The 24,572-nt window shown below is 57.3% G+C and carries 20 protein-coding genes and 1 pseudogene; 12 read left to right on the top strand and 9 right to left on the bottom strand.

Annotation, left to right across the window (positions count from 1 at the left end; all coding sequences use genetic code 11):
• Positions 1–3: 3 nt before the first annotated feature.
• A complete protein-coding gene (locus BLW22_RS13460) occupies positions 4–1,410 on the bottom strand; it encodes an NAD(P)/FAD-dependent oxidoreductase (RefSeq protein WP_074846767.1) in 1,407 nt (468 codons plus the stop codon).
• 48 nt (positions 1,411–1,458) lie between these two features.
• Positions 1,459–2,268 (bottom strand): helix-turn-helix transcriptional regulator, encoded by an 810-nt coding sequence (locus BLW22_RS13455; RefSeq protein WP_065927595.1) that lies wholly within the window; start codon positions 2,266–2,268, stop codon positions 1,459–1,461.
• Between the two features lie 257 nt (positions 2,269–2,525).
• Between BLW22_RS13455 and BLW22_RS13450 the strand changes: the two genes are divergently transcribed.
• Positions 2,526–2,798, top strand: a complete 273-nt coding sequence (locus BLW22_RS13450; protein WP_027605770.1) for a DUF1652 domain-containing protein — start codon at positions 2,526–2,528, stop codon at positions 2,796–2,798.
• 81 nt (positions 2,799–2,879) lie between these two features.
• Here the strand turns inward: BLW22_RS13450 and BLW22_RS13445 are convergent, their stop codons facing one another.
• The gene (locus BLW22_RS13445; RefSeq protein ID WP_074846766.1) at positions 2,880–5,327 is read right to left on the bottom strand and encodes a UvrD-helicase domain-containing protein; all 2,448 of its coding nucleotides are present in this window, start codon (positions 5,325–5,327) and stop codon (positions 2,880–2,882) included.
• Positions 5,328–5,546: 219 nt separating this feature from the next.
• Here BLW22_RS13445 and BLW22_RS13440 point away from each other — a divergent pair, with 219 nt between their 5' ends.
• Positions 5,547–6,242 (top strand): pirin family protein, encoded by a 696-nt coding sequence (locus BLW22_RS13440; protein ID WP_065946728.1) that lies wholly within the window; start codon positions 5,547–5,549, stop codon positions 6,240–6,242.
• Between the two features lie 222 nt (positions 6,243–6,464).
• On the opposite strand, the gene pgm is transcribed toward BLW22_RS13440, so the two are convergent.
• From pgm to BLW22_RS13420, 4 genes are all read right to left on the bottom strand, one after another.
• Positions 6,465–8,108 carry a phosphoglucomutase (alpha-D-glucose-1,6-bisphosphate-dependent) gene (gene pgm, locus BLW22_RS13435; RefSeq protein ID WP_065927598.1) on the bottom strand — a complete coding sequence of 548 codons (1,644 nt, stop codon included), beginning with the start codon at positions 8,106–8,108 and terminating at the stop codon, positions 6,465–6,467.
• Between the two features lie 97 nt (positions 8,109–8,205).
• The gene (locus tag BLW22_RS13430; RefSeq protein ID WP_065927599.1) at positions 8,206–9,612 is read right to left on the bottom strand and encodes an aminotransferase-like domain-containing protein; all 1,407 of its coding nucleotides are present in this window, start codon (positions 9,610–9,612) and stop codon (positions 8,206–8,208) included.
• Positions 9,609–11,027: a hypothetical protein gene (locus tag BLW22_RS13425; protein ID WP_074846765.1), complete on the bottom strand. Its 1,419-nt coding sequence runs from the start codon at positions 11,025–11,027 to the stop codon at positions 9,609–9,611. The genes BLW22_RS13430 and BLW22_RS13425 overlap by 4 nt, the downstream gene beginning before the upstream one ends.
• 705 nt (positions 11,028–11,732) lie before the next feature.
• The gene (locus BLW22_RS13420; RefSeq protein ID WP_027605764.1) at positions 11,733–12,755 is read right to left on the bottom strand and encodes a zinc-dependent alcohol dehydrogenase family protein; all 1,023 of its coding nucleotides are present in this window, start codon (positions 12,753–12,755) and stop codon (positions 11,733–11,735) included.
• Between the two features lie 268 nt (positions 12,756–13,023).
• On the opposite strand from BLW22_RS13420, the gene BLW22_RS13415 reads away from it, so the two are divergent.
• The 10 genes and pseudogenes from BLW22_RS13415 to BLW22_RS34455 all read left to right on the top strand — a co-directional run.
• Positions 13,024–13,938, top strand: a complete 915-nt coding sequence (locus BLW22_RS13415) for a LysR family transcriptional regulator (protein WP_074846764.1) — start codon at positions 13,024–13,026, stop codon at positions 13,936–13,938.
• A 346-nt stretch (positions 13,939–14,284) separates the two neighbouring features.
• Complete coding sequence (gene hxsD / locus BLW22_RS13410; protein ID WP_074846763.1) at positions 14,285–14,584, top strand: His-Xaa-Ser system protein HxsD; 300 nt, start codon at positions 14,285–14,287, stop codon at positions 14,582–14,584.
• Positions 14,581–16,068, top strand: a complete 1,488-nt coding sequence (gene hxsB / locus BLW22_RS13405) for a His-Xaa-Ser system radical SAM maturase HxsB (RefSeq protein ID WP_074846762.1) — start codon at positions 14,581–14,583, stop codon at positions 16,066–16,068. Before hxsD ends, hxsB begins: the two co-directional genes overlap by 4 nt.
• Entirely contained in the window at positions 16,068–17,303 is a 1,236-nt protein-coding gene (hxsC, locus tag BLW22_RS13400; protein ID WP_074846761.1) for a His-Xaa-Ser system radical SAM maturase HxsC, read from the top strand. The genes hxsB and hxsC overlap by 1 nt, the downstream gene beginning before the upstream one ends.
• On the top strand, positions 17,300–17,908 hold the full coding sequence (gene hxsA, locus BLW22_RS13395) for a His-Xaa-Ser repeat protein HxsA (protein WP_074846759.1): 609 nt from the start codon (positions 17,300–17,302) through the stop codon (positions 17,906–17,908). Before hxsC ends, hxsA begins: the two co-directional genes overlap by 4 nt.
• Before the next feature lie 50 nt (positions 17,909–17,958).
• Entirely contained in the window at positions 17,959–18,372 is a 414-nt protein-coding gene (locus BLW22_RS13390; protein WP_074846757.1) for a hypothetical protein, read from the top strand.
• A gap of 32 nt (positions 18,373–18,404) precedes the next feature.
• Positions 18,405–18,710, top strand: coding sequence for a hypothetical protein (locus BLW22_RS13385; RefSeq protein WP_038856402.1), 306 nt, complete (start codon positions 18,405–18,407; stop codon positions 18,708–18,710).
• 134 nt (positions 18,711–18,844) lie between these two features.
• Positions 18,845–19,795 (top strand): hypothetical protein, encoded by a 951-nt coding sequence (locus BLW22_RS13380; protein ID WP_235865587.1) that lies wholly within the window; start codon positions 18,845–18,847, stop codon positions 19,793–19,795.
• A gap of 129 nt (positions 19,796–19,924) precedes the next feature.
• On the top strand, positions 19,925–20,395 hold the full coding sequence (locus BLW22_RS13375) for a hypothetical protein (RefSeq protein WP_038856403.1): 471 nt from the start codon (positions 19,925–19,927) through the stop codon (positions 20,393–20,395).
• A gap of 912 nt (positions 20,396–21,307) precedes the next feature.
• Positions 21,308–21,489: pseudogene (locus tag BLW22_RS34455) on the top strand (transposase); the annotation flags it as partial.
• A gap of 188 nt (positions 21,490–21,677) precedes the next feature.
• Here the strand turns inward: BLW22_RS34455 and BLW22_RS34450 are convergent.
• Together BLW22_RS34450 and BLW22_RS13355 are read right to left on the bottom strand one after the other, a co-directional pair.
• Complete coding sequence (locus BLW22_RS34450) at positions 21,678–23,054, bottom strand: hypothetical protein (RefSeq protein ID WP_143045130.1); 1,377 nt, start codon at positions 23,052–23,054, stop codon at positions 21,678–21,680.
• A 37-nt stretch (positions 23,055–23,091) separates the two neighbouring features.
• Positions 23,092–24,474 (bottom strand): type I restriction enzyme HsdR N-terminal domain-containing protein, encoded by a 1,383-nt coding sequence (locus BLW22_RS13355; RefSeq protein WP_074846751.1) that lies wholly within the window; start codon positions 24,472–24,474, stop codon positions 23,092–23,094.
• Positions 24,475–24,572 lie beyond the last annotated feature (98 nt).

The raw sequence follows: 24,572 nt of genomic DNA, 5'->3' as shown, positions 1-24,572 counted from the left end.
GGCTCAATGCATGAAACCTTCCATGAACCCGGCTATGCCGATCGCCAGCTTGCGGCGCCAAGGTGCTGTGTTGGGGTTGGCCAGCACCTGGTCTTCATGGACAAAACTGCGAATGATCGCGTTGTAGCCAAGCCAGCGGCATGGCTCCGGCTCCCAGGCCTTGAGCGCGTGCAGGCCACGCTCACGGATCACCCAGGGTTGGTGGATAAGCGGTGTGTCGCGACTGAGGATCAGGTCGGCCAGGGTGCGGCCGCCCAGGTTGGTGGCACCGACGCCCTCCCCGCCGTAACCACCGGCCAGGGCGATGCCGGTCTTGTGATCGCAGAGCATGTGCGGGCGGAAACGGCGCGACATGCCGAGGTTGCCACCCCAGGAATGGGTAATCCGCACCTTTTTCAGCTGTGGGAAGAGTTCGCCGAACAGGTAGCGGCGCAGTGCCACTTCGCTGTCAGTCAAATCAAAGTTGTGGCGCAATTTGCCGGCGAACTGGTAACCACCGCGGGCGCCGAACACCAGGCGGTTATCCACCGTACGCTGGCCATAGGTGACCTGGCGGCTGCTTTCGCCAAAGGCCTGGCCATGGCTCAGGCCGATTTCATCCCAGGTGCCGGCGGGCAGCGGTTCAGTGGCAACGATCAGGCTTTGCACCGGCAACTGGTATCGGCCGAGGGGCGGCAAGGTATTCGCATAACCCTCGACAGCCGGCACCACCCAGGCAGCGCGCACACGGGCCTTGGCGGTGCGCACAGTACCGGACTGCCAGTGGGTCACCGGCGTGTTTTCATAGATCGTCACGCCCATGCTCTCCACCACCCGCGCAAGACCGCGCACTAGCTTGGCCGGGTTGATCGTGGCGACATGGGGGGCATGGATACCGCCATAGGGCTTGGCGATGCGGATCTGTTCAGCCAACTGTCGAGGGCTCAGCCAGCGATAGTCGGCTTCGGTCAGGCCTTGGGCGTAGAGCTTGTCCAGGTAAGCGCGCAGGCTGCCTTCCTGCTCGGGGTAGCGTGCGGCGCAGTACAGCGCGCCGCCCTTGCGGTAGTCGCAGTCGATGCCTTCCCGGGCCAGCACTTGGGCCACTTCGTCGGGAATGCCATGCAGCAGGTCGAAGGAGGCGCGGCGCTGTTCAGGCGCAAGGCCGGCCAGCAGGCGGTCTTCGCCCAGCAGATTGCCCATCAGCCAGCCGCCGTTACGGCCCGAGGCGCCGAAGCCAGCGGTTTGCGCCTCGATAATCGCGATCTTCAACTCAGGCGCCTGGCGTTTCAGGTAGTAGGCGGTCCACATTCCCGTGTAACCGGCGCCGATAATGGCCACGTTGACGTCCAGGTCATGCTCAAGGGCCGGCCGCGCCAACAGCGGGTCGTCCAGTTGGTCCATCCATAAACTGATAGTGCGCCATGCCGGCATGCCAAGTTCCCCAACCACATTTCGATGGAGGGATCCTAGAACTCCGGGTTATTCGCTGTCTTGCGCGCGTGCACGCAGGGAAATTTGTTTGACGTAGGCCTTGGGCGACTGGCCGGTGTGCTGGCGGAAGGCGCTGTAGAACGCCGACAACGAATTGAAACCGGCGGCGAAGGCAAGGTCGTCGACCTTGATCGGTGGTTGCGCGGTATCCAGTGCGGCCAGCAGGTGCTGGAGCCGAGCCTGGTTGACGTAGCGGTAGAAGCTTTGCCCCAGCACCTGGTTGAGCAGGTAGGAAATCTGATTGCGGCTGTAGCCACACTCCTTGGCGACACGCTGCAGGTCCAGTTCCGGGTCCAGATAAGGCTGCCTGCACTCGAAGTACTGCTGCAAGTCATTGGCCATATGCCCCAATTGCTGGGGTGACAGGCCCAGGCGGCTGACGCTGGGGCGCTGGGCCTGGGAGGGTTGTTCATGCACCAATGACGCGTACTCGTTGACGCGCCAGATCAACCCATCGCGGACGGTGATGGCCTCGCTGGTACGGAATGACACCAGCCCCTGACCGCCGCGCAAGGTGATGCGGTACTGGATGAATGCCGTGTCGCCATCGGCACGGATGCGGTCGGTATGTTCAATGGCTTCGTCGGCTTCGCGGGGCATGCTGGCTTGCAGGTACTCACGCAGTTCGGCGTAACCGACCACACGGTTCTGGAAAAAGTCGTGGTACTGGATGTCCGGGTGGTAGTAGGACATCACGCCGTCAAGGTCGCGATGACGCCAGCACAGGTGGTGGCGCAACACCAGCTCACGCGTGGCGTGGGTGTTATGGCAATCATCGTCTGGCGCGATGTCGGGCATGGAAGGCTCTGAGGCGGGTAAACCTCGGAGATTGCCGAATTTTGCCACTGCCGACAATGGCCAATTGGAACTTCGCATTAGTGGCATTGTGCCCAATCGTGAGTAAGAGATGACCCACATCAAGTGAATGGCTGACAACCGCCGAACGGGGCAGAAAAAGTCACCTTGTACTTGCGAACGAATGCTATTTTTAGCTTCTACGACGCCACGACCAGTGACGGTCCTGGCCCCCTGCCGCGAGCTAAAGGAAGCGCTCAATGAACAAGGTGGGCAACATGAACAAAGTGACATTCCCCAACGCCTGCCAGCTGATGCGCTGGCATTTTCATCCGATGGGCTTCGAGGGCAGCATGGATGCGCCCGGCAGTATGGTCGCCCGCCTGTTCGACCGGGCCAGCGGCGAGACGCTGATTGCCATCGCCGGCATCCCCTGCGCCACCGTGATGAATGCTGCCGATGTGGAGCGGATTATCGAGGCGGTGGAGGATGAGTTGGAGTCGTTTGTGCCGCCGTTGTCGCTGAGGGCCTGATTCCGGTCCAGCCAGCAGAAAGAAGCTCAACTGTGGGAGGGGGCAAGCCTCCTCCCACGTTGGAATCGCATTTGTCCCCTACTAATGGCGCTGATCGTCGAAAAACGCTTTCCTGCCGTCGACCCGCTCCGAGGCTTTGGGCACATTCACCGCCTGGCCCTCGGTTTTTTCCACATACCAGTAGCAATGGCTCACGGCCCGGGTAATCCCGACGTAGGCCAGGCGCAGCACTTCGTCCTTTTGCGCAGTGTCGTAGGGTTCGCTGTTCCCGTCCTTGCCCAGGCCCGCCATGCGGTAGACCTGGTTCTTGTAGGGCGAGCTGGTCACATGCTGGCAATCACCGAGCAGGAACACCGCATCCGCCTGCAGGCCCTTGGCGCTGTGGTACGTCAGCTGCTTCAACCTGCGCGTCGCTACGGGCAAGCTAGAATCAACATTAACAATCGACTGAATATGCTCTTGAATCAGTAACTTATCGCTACTTTTTCGATACAGCATTAATATCGAATCGCCCCGTTGATAATGCTCCAGCAGTTGCCGCCCCAACGCCGCATCGTCCCGCTCCAATACCGTGACCGGCACCAAGGCTTTTGGCGTGCCGCTGGCCTTGGCCTTTTTCCCCGGGATGGCCGGTGCGGCGCGCACGATATGTTCGGCGGCGTCGATGATGTGCTGATGGCTGCGGTAGTTCTCGCCGAGCATGACGCGGGTAGTGCTCGGCGCCGGGAATTGCTGGTTGAATTCCATGAAGTACTTGGGCGAACTGCCGCGCCAGCCGTAGATCGACTGCCAGTCATCGCCCACGCACAGCAAGGACGAACGTTGCGCACCACGGCCCACATGCATCGCCGGCCCACGACTGCGGATTTCCCGCAGGCTCGCGCGTATCCACGAAACGATCTGGGGCGATACGTCCTGGAATTCGTCGATCATCAGGTGCGACATTGGCCGCAGCAGCGGATCGCTGAGGAGCTTGAGATTTTCCGGGGTGTTCTCGCCGAACAGCGAGAACATGCGGTTATAGGTCATGATCGGCGGTGATTGGTCGAGAAGGTGGTCTTCCAGGGCCTTCCAGAAAATGCTCAGGGCTTCGAAGAAGAACCGGTCCGGGTCGTCCTTGGCGAAGCTCATCTGGCCGACGGCGGTCGGCACGTCCAGCCCCAGGTTCTCGATAAAGCCGGCGGCCATCACGAAACTGTCCAGCAGCGGCGCCGACGCCAGCTCACCCTTGACCTTGTAATCAAAGCCGGGACCCGCGCTGGCATCCCCGGCGAGGCTGCTCAAAAGACGCTTTGATGCATCATAACTATCCATCCATATCAATGGCTTACGACAGAAAGCTTGAAACAAGGTGCGCTTTACCGCCCACTCTGCACGGACCGACAGCTTCGAATTCGGCCGGCTGACCTGGGGGTTTTCCCTGGCGTCAAAGCCCAGCACTACCCACGCATCCAGCGCCGGGATATAGCCGTGGCAATGGAACTGCGCGCCATTGATTTCGAAGCGCTGGCGACTGGGCTCAATCCCCTTGATCGGCCAGGCGCCGGCACGAAACCACAGGTCCTCGATCACATCGCAGAGTTCTTCATCGCGCTTGGCCGCCAGTTCGGTCACCGCTATGCGCTTTTGTACATCCGGATGATCGCGCTCCAGTTCGCGCAGTTGCAGGCCGTGGCGTGCCAGCGGTGCAATCAGTTCACGAAACCGTGCATGTCGCCCCTGCAACTGGTGGTAGCAGGCATTCATCTGCTGGCGCTGGGCGTCGCTGATGCGCAGGTCGAACGGGTTGCTGTCAGCGTCTTCGAAACCGGCACTGAGGTTTTCAAACGCCTGCAGGCGCTCAAAACCCGGCAGGCTGCGGACCATCGGCAGGATGCGCGAGTGAAAGGTGCGTACCACCGCCTGGGCTTCTTTCATATCAATGGGTTGGCCCCACAGGGTGAGAATGTCCATGAGCTTGTTGATGAAGTCTTTGCGCGACTCGCGGGTGAAGGTCACCACGGTCATCGAGCTCAATTCGAACCCCAGGTAATGGGTGAGCAGCAAAATACGCAGCACCAGCGAGGTGGATTTACCCGCGCCGGCACCGGCGATCACCGAGGTTGACGGCGTATCGCTGAAGATCATCTTCCATTGCGCCGCGCTCGGCTGGGCATGGGCCGGCAGCAACCGGGCCACATCAGCCTTGATGCGTTTCTTCACGTCGGCGGTCAAGGGTAGCCGCCAATCGTCGAACAGGCTGTCATCGACGCCGGGCGCGCGGTGCTCATCGGGACGGAAGTCGCGGATCAACAGGACTTGTCGGCCTTCCTCGAGGCCATCGGCCTTGCCCTCGCGATAGCCATACTCCACGCCGGCCTCGTGACCACTGCGAAAACCATCGGCCTGCCCGTGCAACCAGGAAAACCGATGCTGTGCGCGCAAACGCGTCAGGCCATGGCCAAACAGGCGTGCGGCAAGGCGTTTGAGCAGCGGCATTTCCGCCAATGGGCGCAGTTCGGGGGGCAGATCAGGCTTGTGTTGCGGCACGCGGACTCCTGCGATGAGCTGGGTTTTGACAAGGGCACCATGGTCGCCGGAATCGGCGCTCAGTTCCAGCCAATTGCTTTACCGTCATGCAGTTAGGCGATGAAGTGAAAGTCAAAACGCCAGCAATCAATCTAATTAACCGATAGGAATCAGGCATTTTTTACGCTTTTTTTCGATCATGGGCTCACGGATCATAGGCGCCATCAACAGGAGACGATCATGCTTGAACTTCGACCTTTCAACGCCCTGGGCGGCGCCCACCATGGCTGGCTTGACGCCCATCACCACTTTTCATTTGCCGAATACCACGACCCCGAGCGTATGCATTGGGGCAACCTGCGGGTCTGGAACGACGACATCATCGCCCCCGGCACCGGCTTCCCGCAGCACGCCCATCGCGACATGGAGATCATTACCTATGTGCGTGAAGGCGCCATCAGCCACGCCGACAACCTGGGCAACAAGGGCCGCACCGAGGCCGGTGATGTGCAGGTGATGAGCGCAGGCACGGGGATCGCCCACAGCGAGTACAACCTGGAAGCCACGCCGACCAAGATCTTCCAGATCTGGATCATCCCGAACGAGGCCGGCCTGCCACCCTCCTGGGGCGCCAAGCCGTTTCCGAAAGGTGATCGCGAAGGGTTTGTGACCCTGGCCAGTGGCAAGGCCGGTGACAGCGAGAGCCTGCGCATCCGCGCGGATGCACGCCTGGTAGCGGCGAACCTGAAAGCCGGGGAAAGCGCGGAATACCGCTTGGACATTGGGCGTCGGGCTTATCTGGTACCGGCGACCGGCGTGATTGAGGTCAACGGCTTGCGTGCGCACGCTCGAGACGGTGTGGCGGTTGAGGATGAGCAAGTGTTGCGGGTAACGGCGGTTGAAGACAGCGAGATCGTGCTGGTCGATCTGGCCTGATCCAACGCTTTGGCCCAATAAACTATGGGAGAGGCTTGCCCTAATGCCAGTCAGTTAAGCGTACATCGCCTCCTGTAGGAGCGAGCTTGCTCGCGAAAAACGTCAACGATAACGCGTGCTTCCTGAATGAAAGCGGCGCCTGTGAGTTTTTCGCGAGCAAGCTCGCTCCTACAAAAAGCCTTAACTGACTGGCATTAAGGCTTGCCCCCTCCCATATTGGGGTTATTCCGAGATAGCGCCGTCTACCAGCACCTGCGCCTCTTCCACCAGCTGCTTGAGGTGGTCCTCGCCAATGAAGCTCTCGGCGTAGATCTTGTAGATGTCCTCGGTACCCGACGGCCGCGCGGCAAACCAGCCGTTTTCGGTCATCACCTTCAACCCGCCGATCGCCTGGTTATTGCCTGGCGCATGGCTGAGGATCTGCTGGATGCTTTCGCCTGCAAGCTCGGTGGAAGTCACCTGTTGCGGCGACAGCTTGCCCAGCAAGGCTTTTTGCGCCGGGGTGGCCTTGGCGTCGACACGAATGGCGAACGGCTCCCCCAAGGCATCGGTGAGACCACGGTAGATCTGGCTCGGGTCCTGGCCTTTGCGCGAGGTCATTTCCGCCGCCAGCAAGGCCGGGATCAGGCCGTCCTTGTCGGTGCTCCACACCGTGCCATCCTTGCGCAGGAACGACGCCCCGGCGCTTTCTTCGCCGCCAAAGCCCAATGAACCCTCGAACAGGCCATCGGCAAACCACTTGAAGCCCACAGGCACTTCATAGAGACGACGACCGATGCGCGCGGCCACGCGATCGATCAGGCCGCTGCTGACCACGGTCTTGCCCACGGCCGCATCGGCGCGCCAGTCTGGACGGTTCTGGAACAGGTAGTCGATGGACACCGCCAGGTAGTTGTTCGGCGCCAACAGGCCGCCGGACGGGGTCACGATGCCATGACGGTCGTGGTCCGGGTCGCAGGCGAAGGCCACGTCGAAGCGTTCCTTGAGACCGATCAGGCCTTGCATGGCGTAGCTGGAGGACGGGTCCATGCGGATCTGGCCGTCCCAGTCGACGCTCATGAAGCGGAACGTGGCGTCGACTTCAGTGTTCACCACCTCCAGGTTCAGTCGATAGTGCTCGGCAATCGCCGACCAGTAGCGCACCCCTGCTCCGCCCAGCGGGTCCACGCCCAGGCGCAGGCCGGCGCTGCGGATGGCGTCCATGTCGATCACGTTGATCAGGTCGGCCACGTAGCTGTTGAGGTAGTCATGGCGATGGGTGGTGTCGGCCTTGAGCGCCTGCGCATGGGTGATGCGCTTGACCCCCGCCAGTTTATTGGCCAGCAGCTCGTTGGCCTTGGCTTCGATCCACTTGGTGACGTGGGTATCGGCCGGGCCGCCGTTGGGCGGGTTGTACTTGTAGCCACCACTTTGCGGCGGGTTGTGGGACGGCGTGATAACGATGCCGTCGGCCAGGCCGCTGGTACGGCCACGGTTGTAGCAGATGATGGCGTGGGAAATTGCCGGGGTTGGCGTGTATTCATCGCCTTCGGCGAGCATCACGTGCACACCATTGGCGGCCAACACTTCCAGCGCGCTTGCACCGGCCGGGGTCGACAGTGCATGGGTATCCAGGCCAACGAACAGCGGGCCGTTGATGCCTTGGGCTTCGCGATACAGGCAGATGGCCTGGCTGATGGCAAGCACATGCCATTCGTTGAAGCTCAGTTCGAACGAGCTGCCACGGTGCCCGGAGGTACCAAAGGCTACGCGCTGGGTAGAGATCGCTGCATCAGGCTGGCCGGTGTAATAGGCCGTGACCAGTCGCGGGATATCCACCAGCAACTGGGCCGGCGCCGGCTTGCCCGCAAAAGGACTGATTGTCATGCATAAACCTCGGATAGAAGGATTCGGAAAAAATGCCAGTTTACTGAGAGTTGGACTGCTGCGCGATGGTATCGATCCTACATCGTTAAGAGAAATTTCACCCAGTCTGCGCCTGGCGCAACGCGTCGCTCAATGCTTCCAGGGCAATATCCAGATTGGGCTGCCCGTGGAAGGTGTGACTCACGCGCAGGTGCTGCTGGTGCAAGCCACTGACACTGAACAGCTCCCCGGGGGCGATCACCACTTGCCGTGCCAGCAGGCGCTGAAATGCCTGGCGCATGTCTACGGCACGGGTGGAGGCCAGCCAGAACGCGGCACCGGCGGCCGGCATCCGATAAGTCACCTGGTCGCCCAAGTGCTGTTCCAGACGCTGGCTCATGTGCGCCGCCTGCTCGCTCAAGCGTTGGCGCAGCGTGTGCAGGTGCTGGTCAATCCGCCCGCTTTGGTACAAACGGGCAATCGCGCGCTGACGGATCGACGATAAACGGAATGAGCGCAGCAGGAACTGACGCTGCAACTCATTGCTCATGCGCCGGCACAGCAGGTAGCCGTAGGGGGCTTCCGAGCCGAGCACTTTCTCGAACGAAGAAAACACGATCAGCCGCTCAGGGTTTACCCGTTCACGCAATGCGGTGTGGGGGGCTTCAAAACCCAGCTCGCCAAAGGTGTCGTTTTCAAGCAACCAACAACCGGACTGCTCCAGCAGGTGTGCCACGTCGAGACGCTCGTCGATTGACATGGCCACCCCGCTGGGCAGGCTGACGGAAGACGAGAGCAACACCAGATGCACAGGCTCATCACGCAACAGCTTCCCCAGCACAGTTCGATCCAGGCGGCCCTCCAGCGTCCAGGGCAACTCGATGATGCGCACCCCGGCGTCCTGCAACAGGCGCAGGATCAACCAGTCGCAGGGCGACTCGACAATCACGGTGGTGCCCCGCAGGCCCAGCACTTCGATCAGGATGTCCAACACGCCGCGCAGGTCGGCGCCGATGTACACGTCGTCGGCATGCCAGCAGCGCGTGGGCGACGAGGTATAGCGCGCGGCCAGGGCTGCGCGTAATTCCCATACACCGCAGGGCTGGGACCAGGGCTGCAAATGCGACGGGTACTGGCGCACCAGTTCCCGCTCGAGCCGCAGCAGTGTTTCATCCAGGGAGCCCAGCAATGCCGGCTCGTCACCACTGAGTACCAGCATGCCGGGGCGCCGGGCCGCCGCGTAGAGGCGATCAAGCAGGCCCCCGCCGGCCCACGCCAGCGGGTTTGCCGACATCGGCCAGGCGTAATAGCCGGATTTGGCCACCGAATACACCCTGCCCTCCTTCTCCAGCAGCGCATAGGCGTACTGGATCGTCGAAATGGACACGTTCAGGCGTCCGGCCAACTGCCGTAACGACGGCAGTTTTACCCGGGTGTCGGTACTGACCTCGTTGATCAGGCTGATCATGTAGCGATAGACCGCCTGATACGCGAAATCCGCCTGACGCTCGCCGCGCAGCGTCATCGCCCGAACAATGGCACGGCCTGCGCGGCGCCCTGGGCCGCAGCGGCGCGACACATGCCGTTTTCTCTGGCCAGCGGCCGTTTGCGGTACAGGTGCTGCAACAAGGGCATCGGCAAACCGCTGGTGTCCGTTACCCACTGCTGCAGCATTTCGGCGGAACCGTTGCCCTGGAGGACTTTGTGCAACTCAGGCAACGCCACCAGCATGCCCGGGTGACATTGGCGCAGATAACCTTCCAGTCGCTCTCCGTGATGAACAAAGGGTGAAAACAGCAGGCAGGTCAGTTGGGTCTCATCCAAGCCGAAGAACTCCTGGGCGTAGGTACTCCAGAGCATGCGCCCTTCGCGGGTCCCGGCCTGAACGAGCAAGTCGTCGGGCATGCGCAGACGGCGCATGTACGCGGCGGCCTGCTGGACAAAACCTTCGACGCCTTCCTCATAATCCAGCGCACGCAGGCATTCGGCCTGCAACCCACGTAGATGAGCCATCAGCAACGGATTGGAATAGGCCGGATGGCTGAAGTGAAAGCCCAGTGGATCGGGAGCGTAGGCCATGAACTCGGTCAGCAGGGAGGTCGACGCGATGTCGACATCTTCCAGCAGGTCGGCGATGCCGATGTAGGCCAAGTGACGATGCCCCGCCGTGCTGGGGTTATCACTGGCCACGTAATGCTCACCGAACACATCCTGGAAATAACCGGTGCTCCACTCGTCCATGTGGGCGAACAACGCGTTGAGCGACAGCGGATGGCCCTTGGGAACATGGACGCCTGCGCCCTGGGCGGTTTTCTTGAGCCAGGCGAGAAACTGACTCTGCCTACGCGGGGAGTCACCACTGACCAGCGCATGGACGCCGCCATTGCACGTGGTGACACGCTGGTAAAAATCACCGACGGCCAGGTAAGTGTCGTTGCACAGGGTGGCGCGGCAGTCCCCGGCACTCACATGGCCCACCATCAACATATTGCGCTGGCTGATCTTTCGCCCGATCGCTGAGACCGGACGCTGGTGATTGAAGGGTTGTACCTCCTGGTTTTCCACCATCAACAACTCGACACGCGGGTCATCGTGGAGAAACAGCCGGCCGTAGCCGCGATTCAGGGTATCGAGCTGCCCGTCGGTCATGCCCGCGTGCCGTAGCGTCGCGACCCTCAGTTGAAAGGTACGTGGCGCGCGACCGGCAATGGTCAGTTGAGCCGCTCGGAGCAGCGCCAGGGTATAGCTGCTGACTTCACCGCCACCGTGGGCCACCAGTACCTTGAAATCCCCCACCTGCTCCATCCCGCCTGCCGCGACAATGATTCGCTGGACCAGTAACTGGAGAGCGGTACGTCCCGCGCGAGTGAAGTGCCCGATCAGACGTTGCAGAACTTGCTGGTAAACATGATTCATAGCCTGTTCGTGAATAGTGCTCATAGTTCTACTACCCGAGTTGAAATATCAGTTTCAAGCAACTGCTGACAGTGTTTGCTTGACCTATTTTGCGTGTAGGAAAATCGCGCCTCGCATTGTGCGCCGATGATTAGACACTAGCACCACGCAACAAAACGACAGGGATTGCCGGGAAGCATTTTTCACCCGTAAAAGCGCATAACCTAATGAAAATATTGGTAAAAATTTCTAAAAGGTTAGCCTTAGGAGGCTTCCGACAAGGTCCTACGCGTTTTTAACCAGCCTTTTAAAGAAGTGTCCGACAATAGGCTCAAACAACTTTTCCATTTGCATGGCCGGTACGCTTTATGAAAGTACCTGTCTTGCTGAGTACACCTGTGGGCCGCGTCGATAGTTCGAGCAACTATCAGCAGCCGAGTCATGGATTCAATCATTGCTCAGTCCTTGAGATGAAAGTGAAGGCGCAATTATCAGTGTTGGAATAATGATTAATAGATACAGAAGCGGGCCGAAAACCAGTTCAGATGAACAACCGATGTCGCGTAAAAGGTGCACATGCAACGACGCCGCACTGGGATTCAGGGCGGCGTCAGGGAGAGAGGGCCGGATTTGTGGGCTGAAAGTACCAGGTCGGCAGCTTCTGGAGCGGGCGGGTTAAGCCCTGTCAAATGGCGCATTTGCCCCATTCACTCAGGCGTCGGAGTACTCATTTACGAATACTCCTACAGCTCAAACAGCCGCAACCTGCAACGCAACCCGCTCGCGGCACGGGCATTCATCCATGTAACGGTGGGCTTCGACAAACTGATTGAACGGAAACACCGTGGTTTTCAGGGGCACGAGCACACGATCGGCGGTCAGTTGGTTGATGTCACGCAACGCACGCTGCAACGCCACCTGATCCTGGATGATGCCCAGCTCCGGCTTGCCGGTGAAGTTGCCGATACAGTGCACGAAGAACTGAATGTTCTTCTGGAACGCCGCGCACGCCGGGAACGGTGTCTGGTTACCGCCCTGCAAGCCATACAGCACCAGGCTGCCACGGGGCGCCAGCACATCACCGAGCAACGACATCTGCGGGCCACCCAAGCCATCGAACACCACGTCGACACCGCGGTTGTCGGTGAACTTGTTGATTTGCATCAGCAGGTCCTGTTCCTCGGTGACAATGACTTTTTCTGCGCCCAGAGAAAGCAGGTACTCGCGCTCAGCGCTGTCCTTGGTGGCGGCAATCACCCGCACACCCAGGGCCTTGCCCAGTTGCACAAACGAAGGGCCGGCACAGTGGCTGGCGTCAGTCACCAGGGCAAACTGCCCGGGCTTGACCCGTGCCAGGTCCACATACGCAAAGTAGGCGATCAGCAGCGGCGTGTAGTGCACGCTGGCTTCGATGGGGCTCAGGACGTCCGGATAGCGGGTCAGGGCCGAACGGGGCAGGACGATCTGCTCGCCATACACCGGGTAATCATTGGGGCTCTCGGCCGGAAAACTGGCCACCTTATCGCCCACTGCCAAGTCATCCACGCCCTCGCCCAAGGCTACGACCACCCCGGCCATCTCATGGCCAAGGCCGGATGGAAGGCGTGCGTGGGAAGACGCCAGGTTCTGGCGCCACAAAATGTCATACCAGCTGATGCCAATCGCCTCGACACGGACCTGCACTTCGCCCGGTGCGGGCTGCGCGGCTGCATGCTCTTCGCACTTGAGCACCTCGGCCGGACCAAACTTGTGAAAACGGATCGTGCGGGACATCGCAAACCTCGTCAAAGTAACCTCTATTGCCATGAACTCTATCTGGGCTTTCCGGCTAAGACCACCGGTCGCCGTTAATAGTCGACATGTCTGTCATTGATTCCGCATCTGAGGAATAGACCTCAAGTATCGTAGGAAAACTCAATTAGCCGGTGCAGAGTACCAGCCTTTCCCCGTAAGATTCATACCGGTCACGCGTCTGAATGGACCTTCAGGGCTCTTATATGGCCGCTCTCGTCAAGTAAAGCTGACTCTTCCAGGACACAAGATGAACCGTAACGACCTGCGTCGTGTCGACCTTAACCTCTTGATCGTATTCGAAACCTTGATGCATGAGCGCAGTGTGACCCGCGCTGCCGAGAAATTGTTCCTTGGCCAGCCGGCCATCAGCGCAGCGTTATCGCGCTTGCGCGGGCTGTTCGATGACCCGTTGTTCGTACGCACCGGGCGCACCATGGAACCCTCGGCCCGCGCCGTGGAAATCTTCGCCCTGCTCTCCCCGGCCCTGGACTCGATTTCCACCGCCGTCAGCCGCGCCGCCGAGTTCGACCCGGCCACCAGCACCGCGGTGTTCCGCATCGGCCTGTCCGACGACGTCGAATTCGCCCTGCTGCCCCAACTGCTCAAACGTCTGCGCGCCGAAGCCCCCGGCATCGTACTGGTGGTGCGCCGCGTCAACTACATCCTGATGCCCGGCCTGCTCGCCTCCGGCGAAATTTCCATCGGCGTCAGCTACACCGCCGACCTGCCGGCCAACGCCAAGCGCAAAGTACTGCGCCGCAGCCTGCCGAAACTGCTGCGCGCCGACAGCGTGCCGGGCGCCCTGAGCCTCGACGACTTCTGCGCCCGCCCCCACGCCCTGGTGTCGTTCGCCGGCGACTTGAGCGGGTTTATCGATGAAGAGTTGGAAAAGCTCGACCGCAAGCGCCATGTGGTGCTCGCAGTACCGCAGTTCAACGGCCTGGGGACGTTGCTGGCAGGCACCGACATTGTTGCCATCGTGCCGGACTACGCGGCCGAAGCACTGACGGCCGCGGGAGGCTTGCGTGCAGAAGAACCGCCATTGCCGGTGCGCACGTTCGAATTGCACATGGCGTGGCGTGGGTCGCAGGACAATGATCCGGGGGAGCGGTGGTTGAGGTCGCGGATTCAGATGTTTTTTGGCGACCCTGAGAGTCTCTAGGTTTTGTCGGACAGGCTGTTTAGCTGATCATTTTAGCCTTTTCATAGACTATGGAGATCCATCCACTTCCAGTGGATCGCTACATTGGGGGCACATCTGAGAGCATGCTTTGGAGGGTTTCAAAAGGATGCCCTCAGCCTGAGGCCAAGCAGCCTATCGATGAGGATGAGTGGACTGAGGGACACATGAACCCTCGGCCCTACCCCATATCAATGACCGGGCCGTAGTGAGCACGCCACCCACCACGCTGGATAAATGCGTGCAAATGTAAAAAATTATGATGGCATAATGCCTCGGCAACCTGCAAAATCCACACGTTTCCAACGGATTTGAAGGACCGGTTCCGATGACATGGCCAGTCACGCTGAAACTCGACAGCGCAGCCTACCCGCTCAGCGTGGTGCAACGCGCCGCTTATTCCTTGGCCGACACTGTCGCGATCCAGGTCGGTATTGAAACCAATCAGATAAGTCTCACTGCCCACCCCGCTGAAGCAAGGCTAACGCTTTCCCCGGAGAAGGCTCACTCGCTGATCCTTCAGCATCTGAACGACTTCGCCCTACGCGACCATATCAACCGCGAAACAATAGGGTTGCGCGAAGTCCTGGCCCGAGCCGCTCTCGCTGGATGTGGGATTTCCCAGTGACACTGATTGCGACAGACGCCAAGCACTACCGCTTGCTGCCTTTTCGATTCATGCGCATGAACACGGGACATGACCGTGACATCCTGCTCACCTCCGATACCGGTGAGTACATGCACGTGAACGACGCGCAATTACGAGCCCTCAGTTACTTCGACGTTCAAGCAAGTACGCCTTTTTACAAGGACCTGCTGGCCCGCCACTTCATCTATGAACCAGGCCGCCACGACCCGTTCCCGGAAATGGCCGCGCAGTATCGCAGCCGCAAGGACTTCCTCTTCCAGGGCCCTGCACTGCACTTGTTCGTGGTGACATTGCGCTGCAACCATACCTGCCAGTACTGCCAGGTGTCGCGGGCCCCTCTGGGAGGATCCGGCCACGACCTGTCGGAAACGGATGCGCAGGCGGCGGTCGATCGCCTGTTCGAATCGAACGCTCCCGCCCTGACTGTGGAGTTTCAGGGTGGCGAGCCGCTTCTGGCCTTCGAGCGCGTCCGACAGATTGTCGAATGGATCGTCGAACGGAACGTGGTCGAACAACGGGATATCCAGTTCGTCATCACCACCACGCTGCACCACCTGACGGAGGAAATACTCGACTTCGCAGAGCAAAATCGTATCCAGTTTTCGACCTCGCTCGATGGGCCGGCGCCCTTGCACAACGCCAACCGCCCTACCCCGTCACGAGACTCCTACGAACGCACTGTGAAAGGCATCCAGTGGGTCCGTGAGCGCCTTGGCCATGATGCAGTTTCCGCGCTGACCACGCTGACTTCAAGAAGCCTCGAACAGCCTGAAGCGATCATCGATGAGTATGTAAGCCAGGGCTTCTCCAGCATCTCACTTCGGCCTCTGAGCCCTTATGGGTTTGCCACCAAGAGTGCCCATCGACTTGATTACCCTATTGAGCGATACCTGGCCTTCTACAAGAAAGCACTGGCCTATTTGCTGCATATCAACCAACAGGGCGTATACCTCTCAGAGAGTTATACGAGCTTGTTGCTGAAGAATATCCTGACACCCTTCTCCTCCGGCTATGTAGACCTGCGCTCCCCCACTGGCGCAGGCACTGCGGCGCTGGTCTACAACTATGACGGTTTCGTCTATCCCTCGGACGAAGCCCGAATGTTGCTGGAGATGGGTGAAGACGGCTTGAGGCTCGGCACCGTGCAGCAACCCTTGTCCGAATTACTCGCATCGCCCGTTATGAATGCGTTGCTCGCCAGTGGTGTAGCAGAGGCGCTGCCGGGCTGCTCCGATTGCGCACTTGTCCCGTTCTGTGGTGCTGACCCCGTCGAACACTATGCCCGCCAAGCTGACCCGATTGGACACCGAGCGTTCAGCAGCTTCTGCAAGAAGAACATGGGGCTGCTGAAGCATCTTTTCGGCCTGCTTTGCGATGGCGACGACAACGTGCAGAGGGGGCTGCTGTCTTGGTTGAACAGGCGCTCTTACAACGATGTCCGGTTTCCGGGTTACAGGGGCTGATGGCGATGCTGCGCAAAGATACCCACTTCGCAATCCATCACCTGAATGAGCCGAAACTGCTCAAGGTCATCACTGTGGATGAGTTCATCGAACAAGGCCTGGCTGTTTGTGCCGGAAGCGCTGAGTTCGGTGACCTGCTGCTTTGGCTGCCAAACGAAGAACGGCTAAGGAGCCCGCATCTGCTCTCATTACCAGTGGGTGGATTCCTGATCCCGGAGCCATTGATCGGCGACTTCGACAGCGTGCGGCCACACCTGCACACCCCTAAAGATGCGGATGTCGTGCAGCCCGGCGATGTCATTGCCGTCACACCAGGCAACGCGATGGTGCGAGTGCTCTATCGACGAGGCTCAGACAGCAACCTGCTGTTCATGACCGATCGTTGCAACAGCCTCTGTCTGATGTGCTCGCAGCCGCCCAAAGATATCGATGACCGTTGGCACATCGAGGAGAACCTACGGCTGATCGACCTGATGGACCCGGGCGAGGAAGATCTGGGAATCAGCGGCGGAGAACCAACGCTTTATCGCGACGGCCTGCTCGAAATCCTGGCCAAGTGCAAAGCCGTTTTGCCGCAGAAATCCATTCATGTGCTCAGCAACGGGCGTCTGTTCCAAGACCCGAGTTGGATCGCAGCTCTTTCTGCCATCGGCCACCCCCAGGTGAGTTGGGGCATCCCGCTGTATGCCGACAATGCTGAAGACCATGACCATGTGGTGCAGGCTCCAGGCGCATTCAATGAAACCCTGCAAGGTCTTTACAACCTGGCCCGCGCCAACCAGATCATCGAGATACGCGTGGTGCTCAATCGCCTGACTACGCCACGCTTGCCGGAGCTCGCCCACTACGTGTTCAGGAACCTGCCCTTCGTGCGGCATGTTGCTCTGATGGGTATCGAAAGTACCGGCCTCGCCAGGAAGAACTATGAAGAACTGTGGATTGACCCGCTGGACTATCAGGAGTCGTTGAGCCAGGCAGTGTATTTCCTGTTCAACCGCGGAGTGCCGATTTCGATCTACAACTTGCCGCTGTGCCTGATCCCGGCCCATCTCTCGCGTTTCGCCCGCCAGAGCATCTCGGACTGGAAGAATTTATTCATCGATACCTGCCAGCAATGCGCAGCCATCAATCATTGCTCTGGCTTCTTCAAATCCCACACTGACCGCTGGCAGAGCCGCGGCGTACAACGACTATCGAACGAGGCCTTTAGCGCCTACGCAAGGAGTGCACAGTGAAATTGCTCGACCGCTGGAAAGTACTGATCAGTGGGATCAGCTTATTGCCAATGGCAGGTACCACCCTGGCACAGGCGGGCCATCTGTCGCTCGCCGACGCGAACTGGCAACCCAACGACAAGCTCCAGCCCCCGGTATTTGCCGATACGCTCAATGCGCCGGACACCGTCAACATCTATGCGGCACATCGCTCGCACAGTTCGCACCGATCCCACAGTTCGCACAGTTCTCATTACAGCGGATCGGGTGGCTATAGCGCACCTCGCTATTACAGCCCACCCGCTACCAGTACCCGAAGCTACAGCACGCCGAGTGCTTCGAGCGGCACCTCCAACAGCAATAGCTTTTATCAGTCGTCTGGCACTACCAGCGGGATAAGTTCGAGCACTTCAAAGAGCCGCGCGACCAATGAGCAGAAAAGCAACCTGGTCACCCGTGTGCAGACCGCACTGATGGTGCGCCAGTATTACCAAGGCACCATTGATGGTGTGATGGGCAAGGCGACACGTGGTGCGTTGATGGCTTTTCAGATGGACAGTGGACTTACCGTAAATGGCCGGATGGATACGGCATCGCTGAACGCATTGGGAATTAAGATTCCATAAGTCGTTTCAGGTTAAAGCTAGCGTCCATTTAGCAACTCAGGAGTTATCCCATGAAGCACATCTTTCAAGTCGACAACACTCTCTGGGCATTGATCAGCCGCTTGGAAGGCAAGGAACTGCAAACACCGTCGCGTAGCGCCCGTTTCCGTATCACGACCGTTGATGCAAATCGCGTTGTGATTGAGACCGGATCGGAAGACTCGCAGTTGGCGCTGACTCGAGCAGCTTTCCAGCAAACGTTGGACTACCTCGCTGGTAACAATCATTTCGGCCAAGCACAAGCTGTGGAAATCAGCTCCAACCATACGTACGAAAAAGCCGGCCCACTTTGCCAGGCGGCTCGTTACAGAGCAGAAGGCAAGCCGGGCCGTACCAACATCACCTACATTCTGCCGATTCTGGAGCAGTGCCAGGCAGTCGGCATCCGGTCAACCACCCCAAACAGCACTTGGCTGCTGCCCTGAACCGCTCCTGATATCTTTACAAGGACGCCAACATGTACGCCAAAATGGACACCTTCCGCCCCAGCAGTGCCGCGTCGTTCGATCAACCCTGCAAGGTTACGATCGACATCGAGTTTATCACCGTCTCCTATGACGACGCGGGGCAGACCTGGCAATATCGAGGCCAGGCAAAAGGCCCGGGGCATTACGAACTGCAAGCAGAAGGCTTCGACGGCAGAGCAACGCTGCACCGCTTCGAAGGCTCGAATGTGCTGGAAGGCACTTGGGTCGAAGGCGGCGTACGCGGGATGTGGCGAATTGTCTGCCAGCCGATTGATTCGCCATTCGTGCCCACATAAATAAGCTGAACTCGTGGTGGTTTGATGGGCCGCCACGGGGTCATCCACCTCAACTGGCAGAACGAGACGTACATCAAGGCGGCCAAGCATTGCTATCCGCATGGATTTTAGAAGCACTGAAAAGAAGTTCAAGGATGAAAATGATAGCTCTGAAAGCAAAACTGCTCGCCAAATTCCAGCAATATTCCGTATCCCAACGGTTCTATCTCGCCTCGGTAGTTACGTACCTCATCACGATTGCAGCTTCCCTATACACGGGCATATCCGCGCTTACCATCGGGACAACGGTCGCGGCTGCATTGATAATCTGCGGATTCATTGCCTGGTGCATCCCTTTCGCCCGCTGGCTCCATACAGCATGGGATAAGCCATTCGCCAAAACGCCCATCATCATTATGCATCTGCTTGCACTGCTGATGTCGACAGCATGCGCGCGTTTCGCGGTTGCCGAGACGTTAGGGCTGCCCCCTCAAAGTTTTGATCTGACAGTCGGCTTTCTCGCGTTGCTGTTCTACATTCCATCGTGGCTGCTTGTGGTGGCAATACTCCTTGGTCTGACAGCAGTGCTGATCATGGTCATCGCGATGATCAGCCTGTCATTCGAAGCAGCCTGGCAACATATGACCCGCTTGGCCGCGCTCCTCGGCTTTCAGGCTAAATTCAAGCAATCGCGCAGTATGATCATGTTCCATGGTGCAGGGGCTCTTATCATTAGCGTGCTATTTGCCATAAGCTACGACTACCTTACCGACAACTTCAGCCCGGCCTTCAAGGCCGTGACCAAAGTCATTGCACTACGAAGTGATTTCCACAAGGCCCCAAACTATCCCGACGTGCGGACTGGAGAATATGTGCATCCGTTGGAGAATGGCTTTATTGCTTACGCCCGCGAACAAGAAGACAAAAGTGTCATCATTGGCGTTCGTTTACAGCCTGCCGAGAATTACGATGTCGTGGTGTCGACTATTCCGCCTCTCAAGGTTGCAATGACAACCATGGCAGAACACGTCAAGCAATCCCCTGCGCTGATTTGGCTGCTCAGCAGCGCTGCTTCAGAGACTAAGTCTGACTCGATACTGCGTTAAACCTGGTTGCGGAGCCAGCAGGACAGAAGTTCGAGACATCAGTGGATGAGTCAAGGTCGCACAGTCGTCTCTGAAAAAATACGGCATAGCTGTCTGACCCGCGACACTGAAACAATCATGGAGGAAAACATGCAGATCACATTACAAGGTGAGGACGACCTGGAACAGGCACTTCGCGAGATACATCGACGAGCTTGCACGTATGAGGGACCATTGGTGCACCAGTTCATGGAGCTGGCCAAGCTCAGCGCGCCAGTCGAGCCTGATGAGCCCCTTGGAGAGGAGCCACAGCGTAATAGGTCAAGCAGCGGCTACGCGGAAGCCGCGAGGCGCAGCGAGACCAAAGAGCGATTTGAAGAGGCCCTGTCGTTACTGATGGTGCTCGCTTTTCCGGTGAACAGCGGAACCGAACAAGCAGTTCGCCGCGAACTCAACGAGTTGCTCGCACGCGATCAGCAGGTCGAGTCAATGCATATGCGCGTCGGCAACCGAAAAACCAACCTACGACATAACCTTGGACGGCGCCCGACGAAGCAGCAAATTGCGTTACGGGAAGCGTTGCTCAAATTTCTCCCACGAGAGACCAACGAGGATTTATGAGTACGACTCCATCACCCCTGGCTGCAAGCACCAAGAAAAATAAGAAGAACCAACCGGCAGCACATGACTTGGTCAAAGCTGTGGGCGCGCTCTTCGATATTGCCGCGAAAGCGCCTCCCCCTCTGCAACTACAAGCGATGACCCGCGATAAGCTGTACGAAATGCTGGTTCTAGCTCGTTTGCTGAGGGTATTTCGGCGTGCACACCCTAAAGGGTCAATCATTCATCGGCCACCCTCCAAAGGAGGTAAAGCGTCTGAGGTGATTGTGGCGAGTAAACCAGCTCTAGCTGATCGCCAGAGGTTCTCACACTTTGATCTGCTCGATGCCGCTGGCCGACCAGTAGGGGAAGCTTGGACGTCGGTCGAGTTTGAGTCGCTGAGCTGGGCGCATAACGGCGGATATCCGGGAAACGCCCCCCGCCAGGCCCGACACGAGCTTGACGTCTGTGTACTTGAACCTGGCGCGGGAGAGCGTCCGTCTCACTTGCAGGTCTTTGCGGGCATCAGTTGCAAAGACGTGCGCAGTTCCTCGAAGGAGAACGTACGTGAGGCACTGGGGCTACGGCGCGAAACAGCATTCCTACACAGGCCTGTGCAAAGCCTCGCCCCTTGGTTGGTCACTGAGGTCCCCGCGAAACCGAGTGCACCGATCCTTCTAATCAGCTCCGACGTCGGGGTAAGGAAATACTCATCACCAGTTGACGCCTTGGGCGTCTATGTCCGATTCGTGCGTCGCCCTTGGGAAGCAGAGGCTTAAGTCTTTTTGATCAAGCATCCAAGCCTGTAAATCTAAGCGGCATGCCGTTACCTTGGCCGCCACCGATTTTTGGCGTCGAGCCGCTGCCCTGTTTGTAGTCTAACGAAACCGGGCCCCCATTTAGGCGAGAATGCTCGCCAGATAGAGGTGCCTGATGACCAAACAACGTCGTTCCTTTTCCACTGAATTCAAACACGCGGCAGCAGGCCTCTTACTCGATCAGGCTATAGCCATATCGAAGCCTGCCGTTTGCTTGGAGTTGTCGAGTTCGCGCTGCGTCGCTGGATCAATCCGCTCCAGCAAGAGCACAATGGCGTCACTCCGCAGAGCAAAGCGCAGAGCAACCAAGCGCTCACCTACTCCTCATCAAAATCGTCCCTATCTTGTTTTTCATGAGCGTCCTTATTCAAGTATTGTCAGAGGAGATTCTGCTCAGCTACAAGAACATTACGCTTCACCGACAACTGTAAAAAACACTCAAAGTCTAAACGCGGCAATAAAGACAGCGAACGCCGACATACCAATCAGTGAAGCAAATTCCAAAAAAGACCGCTGATATCACTTTTTACCATCTCCGCCACCTCGCTCAGGGTGGGTGACTCGAAATTGTATTGCCTTCCTTGATAAAACTTATTGGGCGCGGGAAAAGCACCTCCTCCCCCCGAGGTATAGATCCCACCCACTGAACGATTAAGTCGCAACAACTCAGTGCTTATGTGCTTGCTTTTTGTGGAATTCATAAACAGTCCATCAGGAAGCTCATGCTCGAACCAGCAGATAGTGCGAGAATCATCAACTTTTTGCACCGGGACCCAGTACCAATTTATGGCCCGTTCACCCGCCCCTCCCGACACTAGTGCCTCCCTTCGGAAAGGCATTGCGTTCAGGTAAGAAAATTCGTTGGCCACACTCCCAAAGCTGGCATTCACGACTTCGATATACAGATCAGCAGCTCGTGAAAAATGAAAATCTAGATAAGCTTTCACAAGCTCCGGCTTTTCAAACATTTGATCCTCATTATCCCAGTGCGGTAGCCACCACCACTCAATAATTTCACGACCTGCATCCTGAAGACACCTTAAATCATCTATCAATGAATTAATCGGAAAGGCAATATCACTATGCTGACGAGCCGGCACAACCTCGTTCGCAAAGGGTCGGAGTTGGTCCAGCAAATAAGCTAGCGAGTCATCCGGAGTGAATTCTCTAAAACCGAGCGATGTCAGATAACGTATCCGGGAAAGTGAACGCTCATTGGCCAGTAAAACTCCGCCTCGAAAATTTCGTTGCCGGACAATCTCGTTAAGCGCACCTTTTATGTTTAGTGCCGCAGCATATCTACCCCCATTTATATTCAAACGTGAGCGCGTCAGATCAACATCATGAACCATGCGATTATCAATTGGAGAGGTCTGCTTTACGCGCAAACACAAGCCATCTGACGGCGTGATTTTATATGAAAGCTTCGAAGAGCTCGTTGAATCTATATCACCATGTATCGCAACGTCATCGACCGGAACATGCACATACGCAAGGCTAGACCGGAGCTCGTGACTGATATCCGGAAAGTAGCGAGCTTGCATGATATCGACACCACTTAACACTTCATTCAAAAACTCTTGAATATTATCCTGATCCGGATCACCCGCGGCCTTACAGCTTCGCGCCACGTTTATATATTGGCGTAAGGGAAAAGCATCAATTTTTCCCCATAGACGCTTGCGGGAAGCCGACTCAAGCACCAGCGAGATGAGCATGACTGGCAATAATGAGTCAGGTTGAATATCCAACGCATCAATACTTTCAAGAAATTCTGCTTGAGGTTTCTTCGCTAATGCTCGGGCATGAAGGTAGTCTCCTAGGGCGTCATGTAAAAAGCCTACGCCAGTACCGGTACTCACGATTATTCCAGCGTTGTGGAGGTTGTCAAAGCACTCGCTACCCAGTCCGGCATCGGTGATAAGTTTCTATAGCAGTTAATCGGCGCTTCACACTCGAATCTGCGATCAAAAGCATGGCTTCATTTAAATAAATCTTAGTCGTAGGCGTACTCGTAAAGCCTTCACTCAACTGAGTCAGCCAGTGCTCAAACAGCTCTTCCAAACGACTTGGAAAAGCGCTATTGACCATAAAGAAATTTATTATACGACTCAGTAACAAAGGCACTTCACTTAATACAGTTAGGAATTTTGGCATCCCAAATACTGGAAACTCTTTCCCCATGGCTTCCACGACCATATTTTTTTGCTCCTGACTGTCCAGCTTTTCCAGCAAAAGGCAGGGAAGTTCTAGCCGGACTGGCATCGAAGAACGAGAGAAGATGAAAATCTGGGAATCGGGATAGTCGCGCTTGAACAGGCGAAGTTTAGAATCTACAGACGAACGCAAGGAATAAGGCACATACTCGTAACCATCGCAAACTAATGTTACACCAAATCGCAGCACGGAAGATCTAACGCTGGCTAGCGATATTTGCGCTTGCTTCGCCTTGATGCGCTGACAGATAAAGTCCATCACATCGCAATTCGATTGCGCAAACTCGAACAACGGAAAGTCAATAGCGCCGACATGTTCAAAATTATAAAAACTTTTCTCTATTGCCTGTTCCATAAGTTGCTTACAGAGTACAGTTTTTCCGTACCCAGAAGGTGCAATGATAAGCGCCCCCGTACTATACGACTCCATCATCGATGTTGACAGCACCACGTCTCCAAGCTCCGTTACCAGTCTTCGGGCAATGGCACGCTGCTCATTCCTGGACAGCTCTGCAAGTTTGTAATCTTTAAAACTCAGCTCGGCGGAAACTTTTTTGATTTCCAACACCTCGATCTGTCTTATCAGCGATTGCCTAGATAACAGGAGTTCAAGCCGAGGACGTTGCTCAGCTAGACGCATGACATTGTATTCAAATATTAGAGCGCTCTCATGGGTACGCTGAAGTTGCCAAACTTGCAGATCCACTCCGTTTGTTAAAAGTAACACAGGAGTACGTAACGCAACCGCGTATGATTCGGCTTGATCTTTGGCATCCTCCAGAGTTTTTTTTGGCGATTTAGCTTCGATGACCAACAGAGAAGTATCACGATTTTTCGGCAAGCCCGCATAGACAACCATATCTGCTTCAAACGACCGCCCCTTCTTAGTCCCCTTAATTAAAGACACCGGAACTTTCGGCTGAATATCATCTGTCTTGTAACCCAATGCGGCGAGCAAAGGAGCAACCAACCGATGTTCGACATCCGCCTCATTGGCAAAAGGGCCTAGACTTGAGAGGGACTCCCAAAATCTTTCGTAGCCACTCACAGTAAAATCAGCACGCATAAAAAAAACCTTACAGATAGTGATGCTTCCGAAAGAAATACATGGTGGGTTGCGCAAATTCTTCATACATAGCCAAGAGAACCAAGATGAGAACAAAA

The organism is Pseudomonas marginalis, from assembly GCF_900105325.1.
Lineage (GTDB): Bacteria > Pseudomonadota > Gammaproteobacteria > Pseudomonadales > Pseudomonadaceae > Aquipseudomonas > Aquipseudomonas marginalis.
This window is presented reverse-complemented; position numbering and strand designations above follow the sequence as displayed.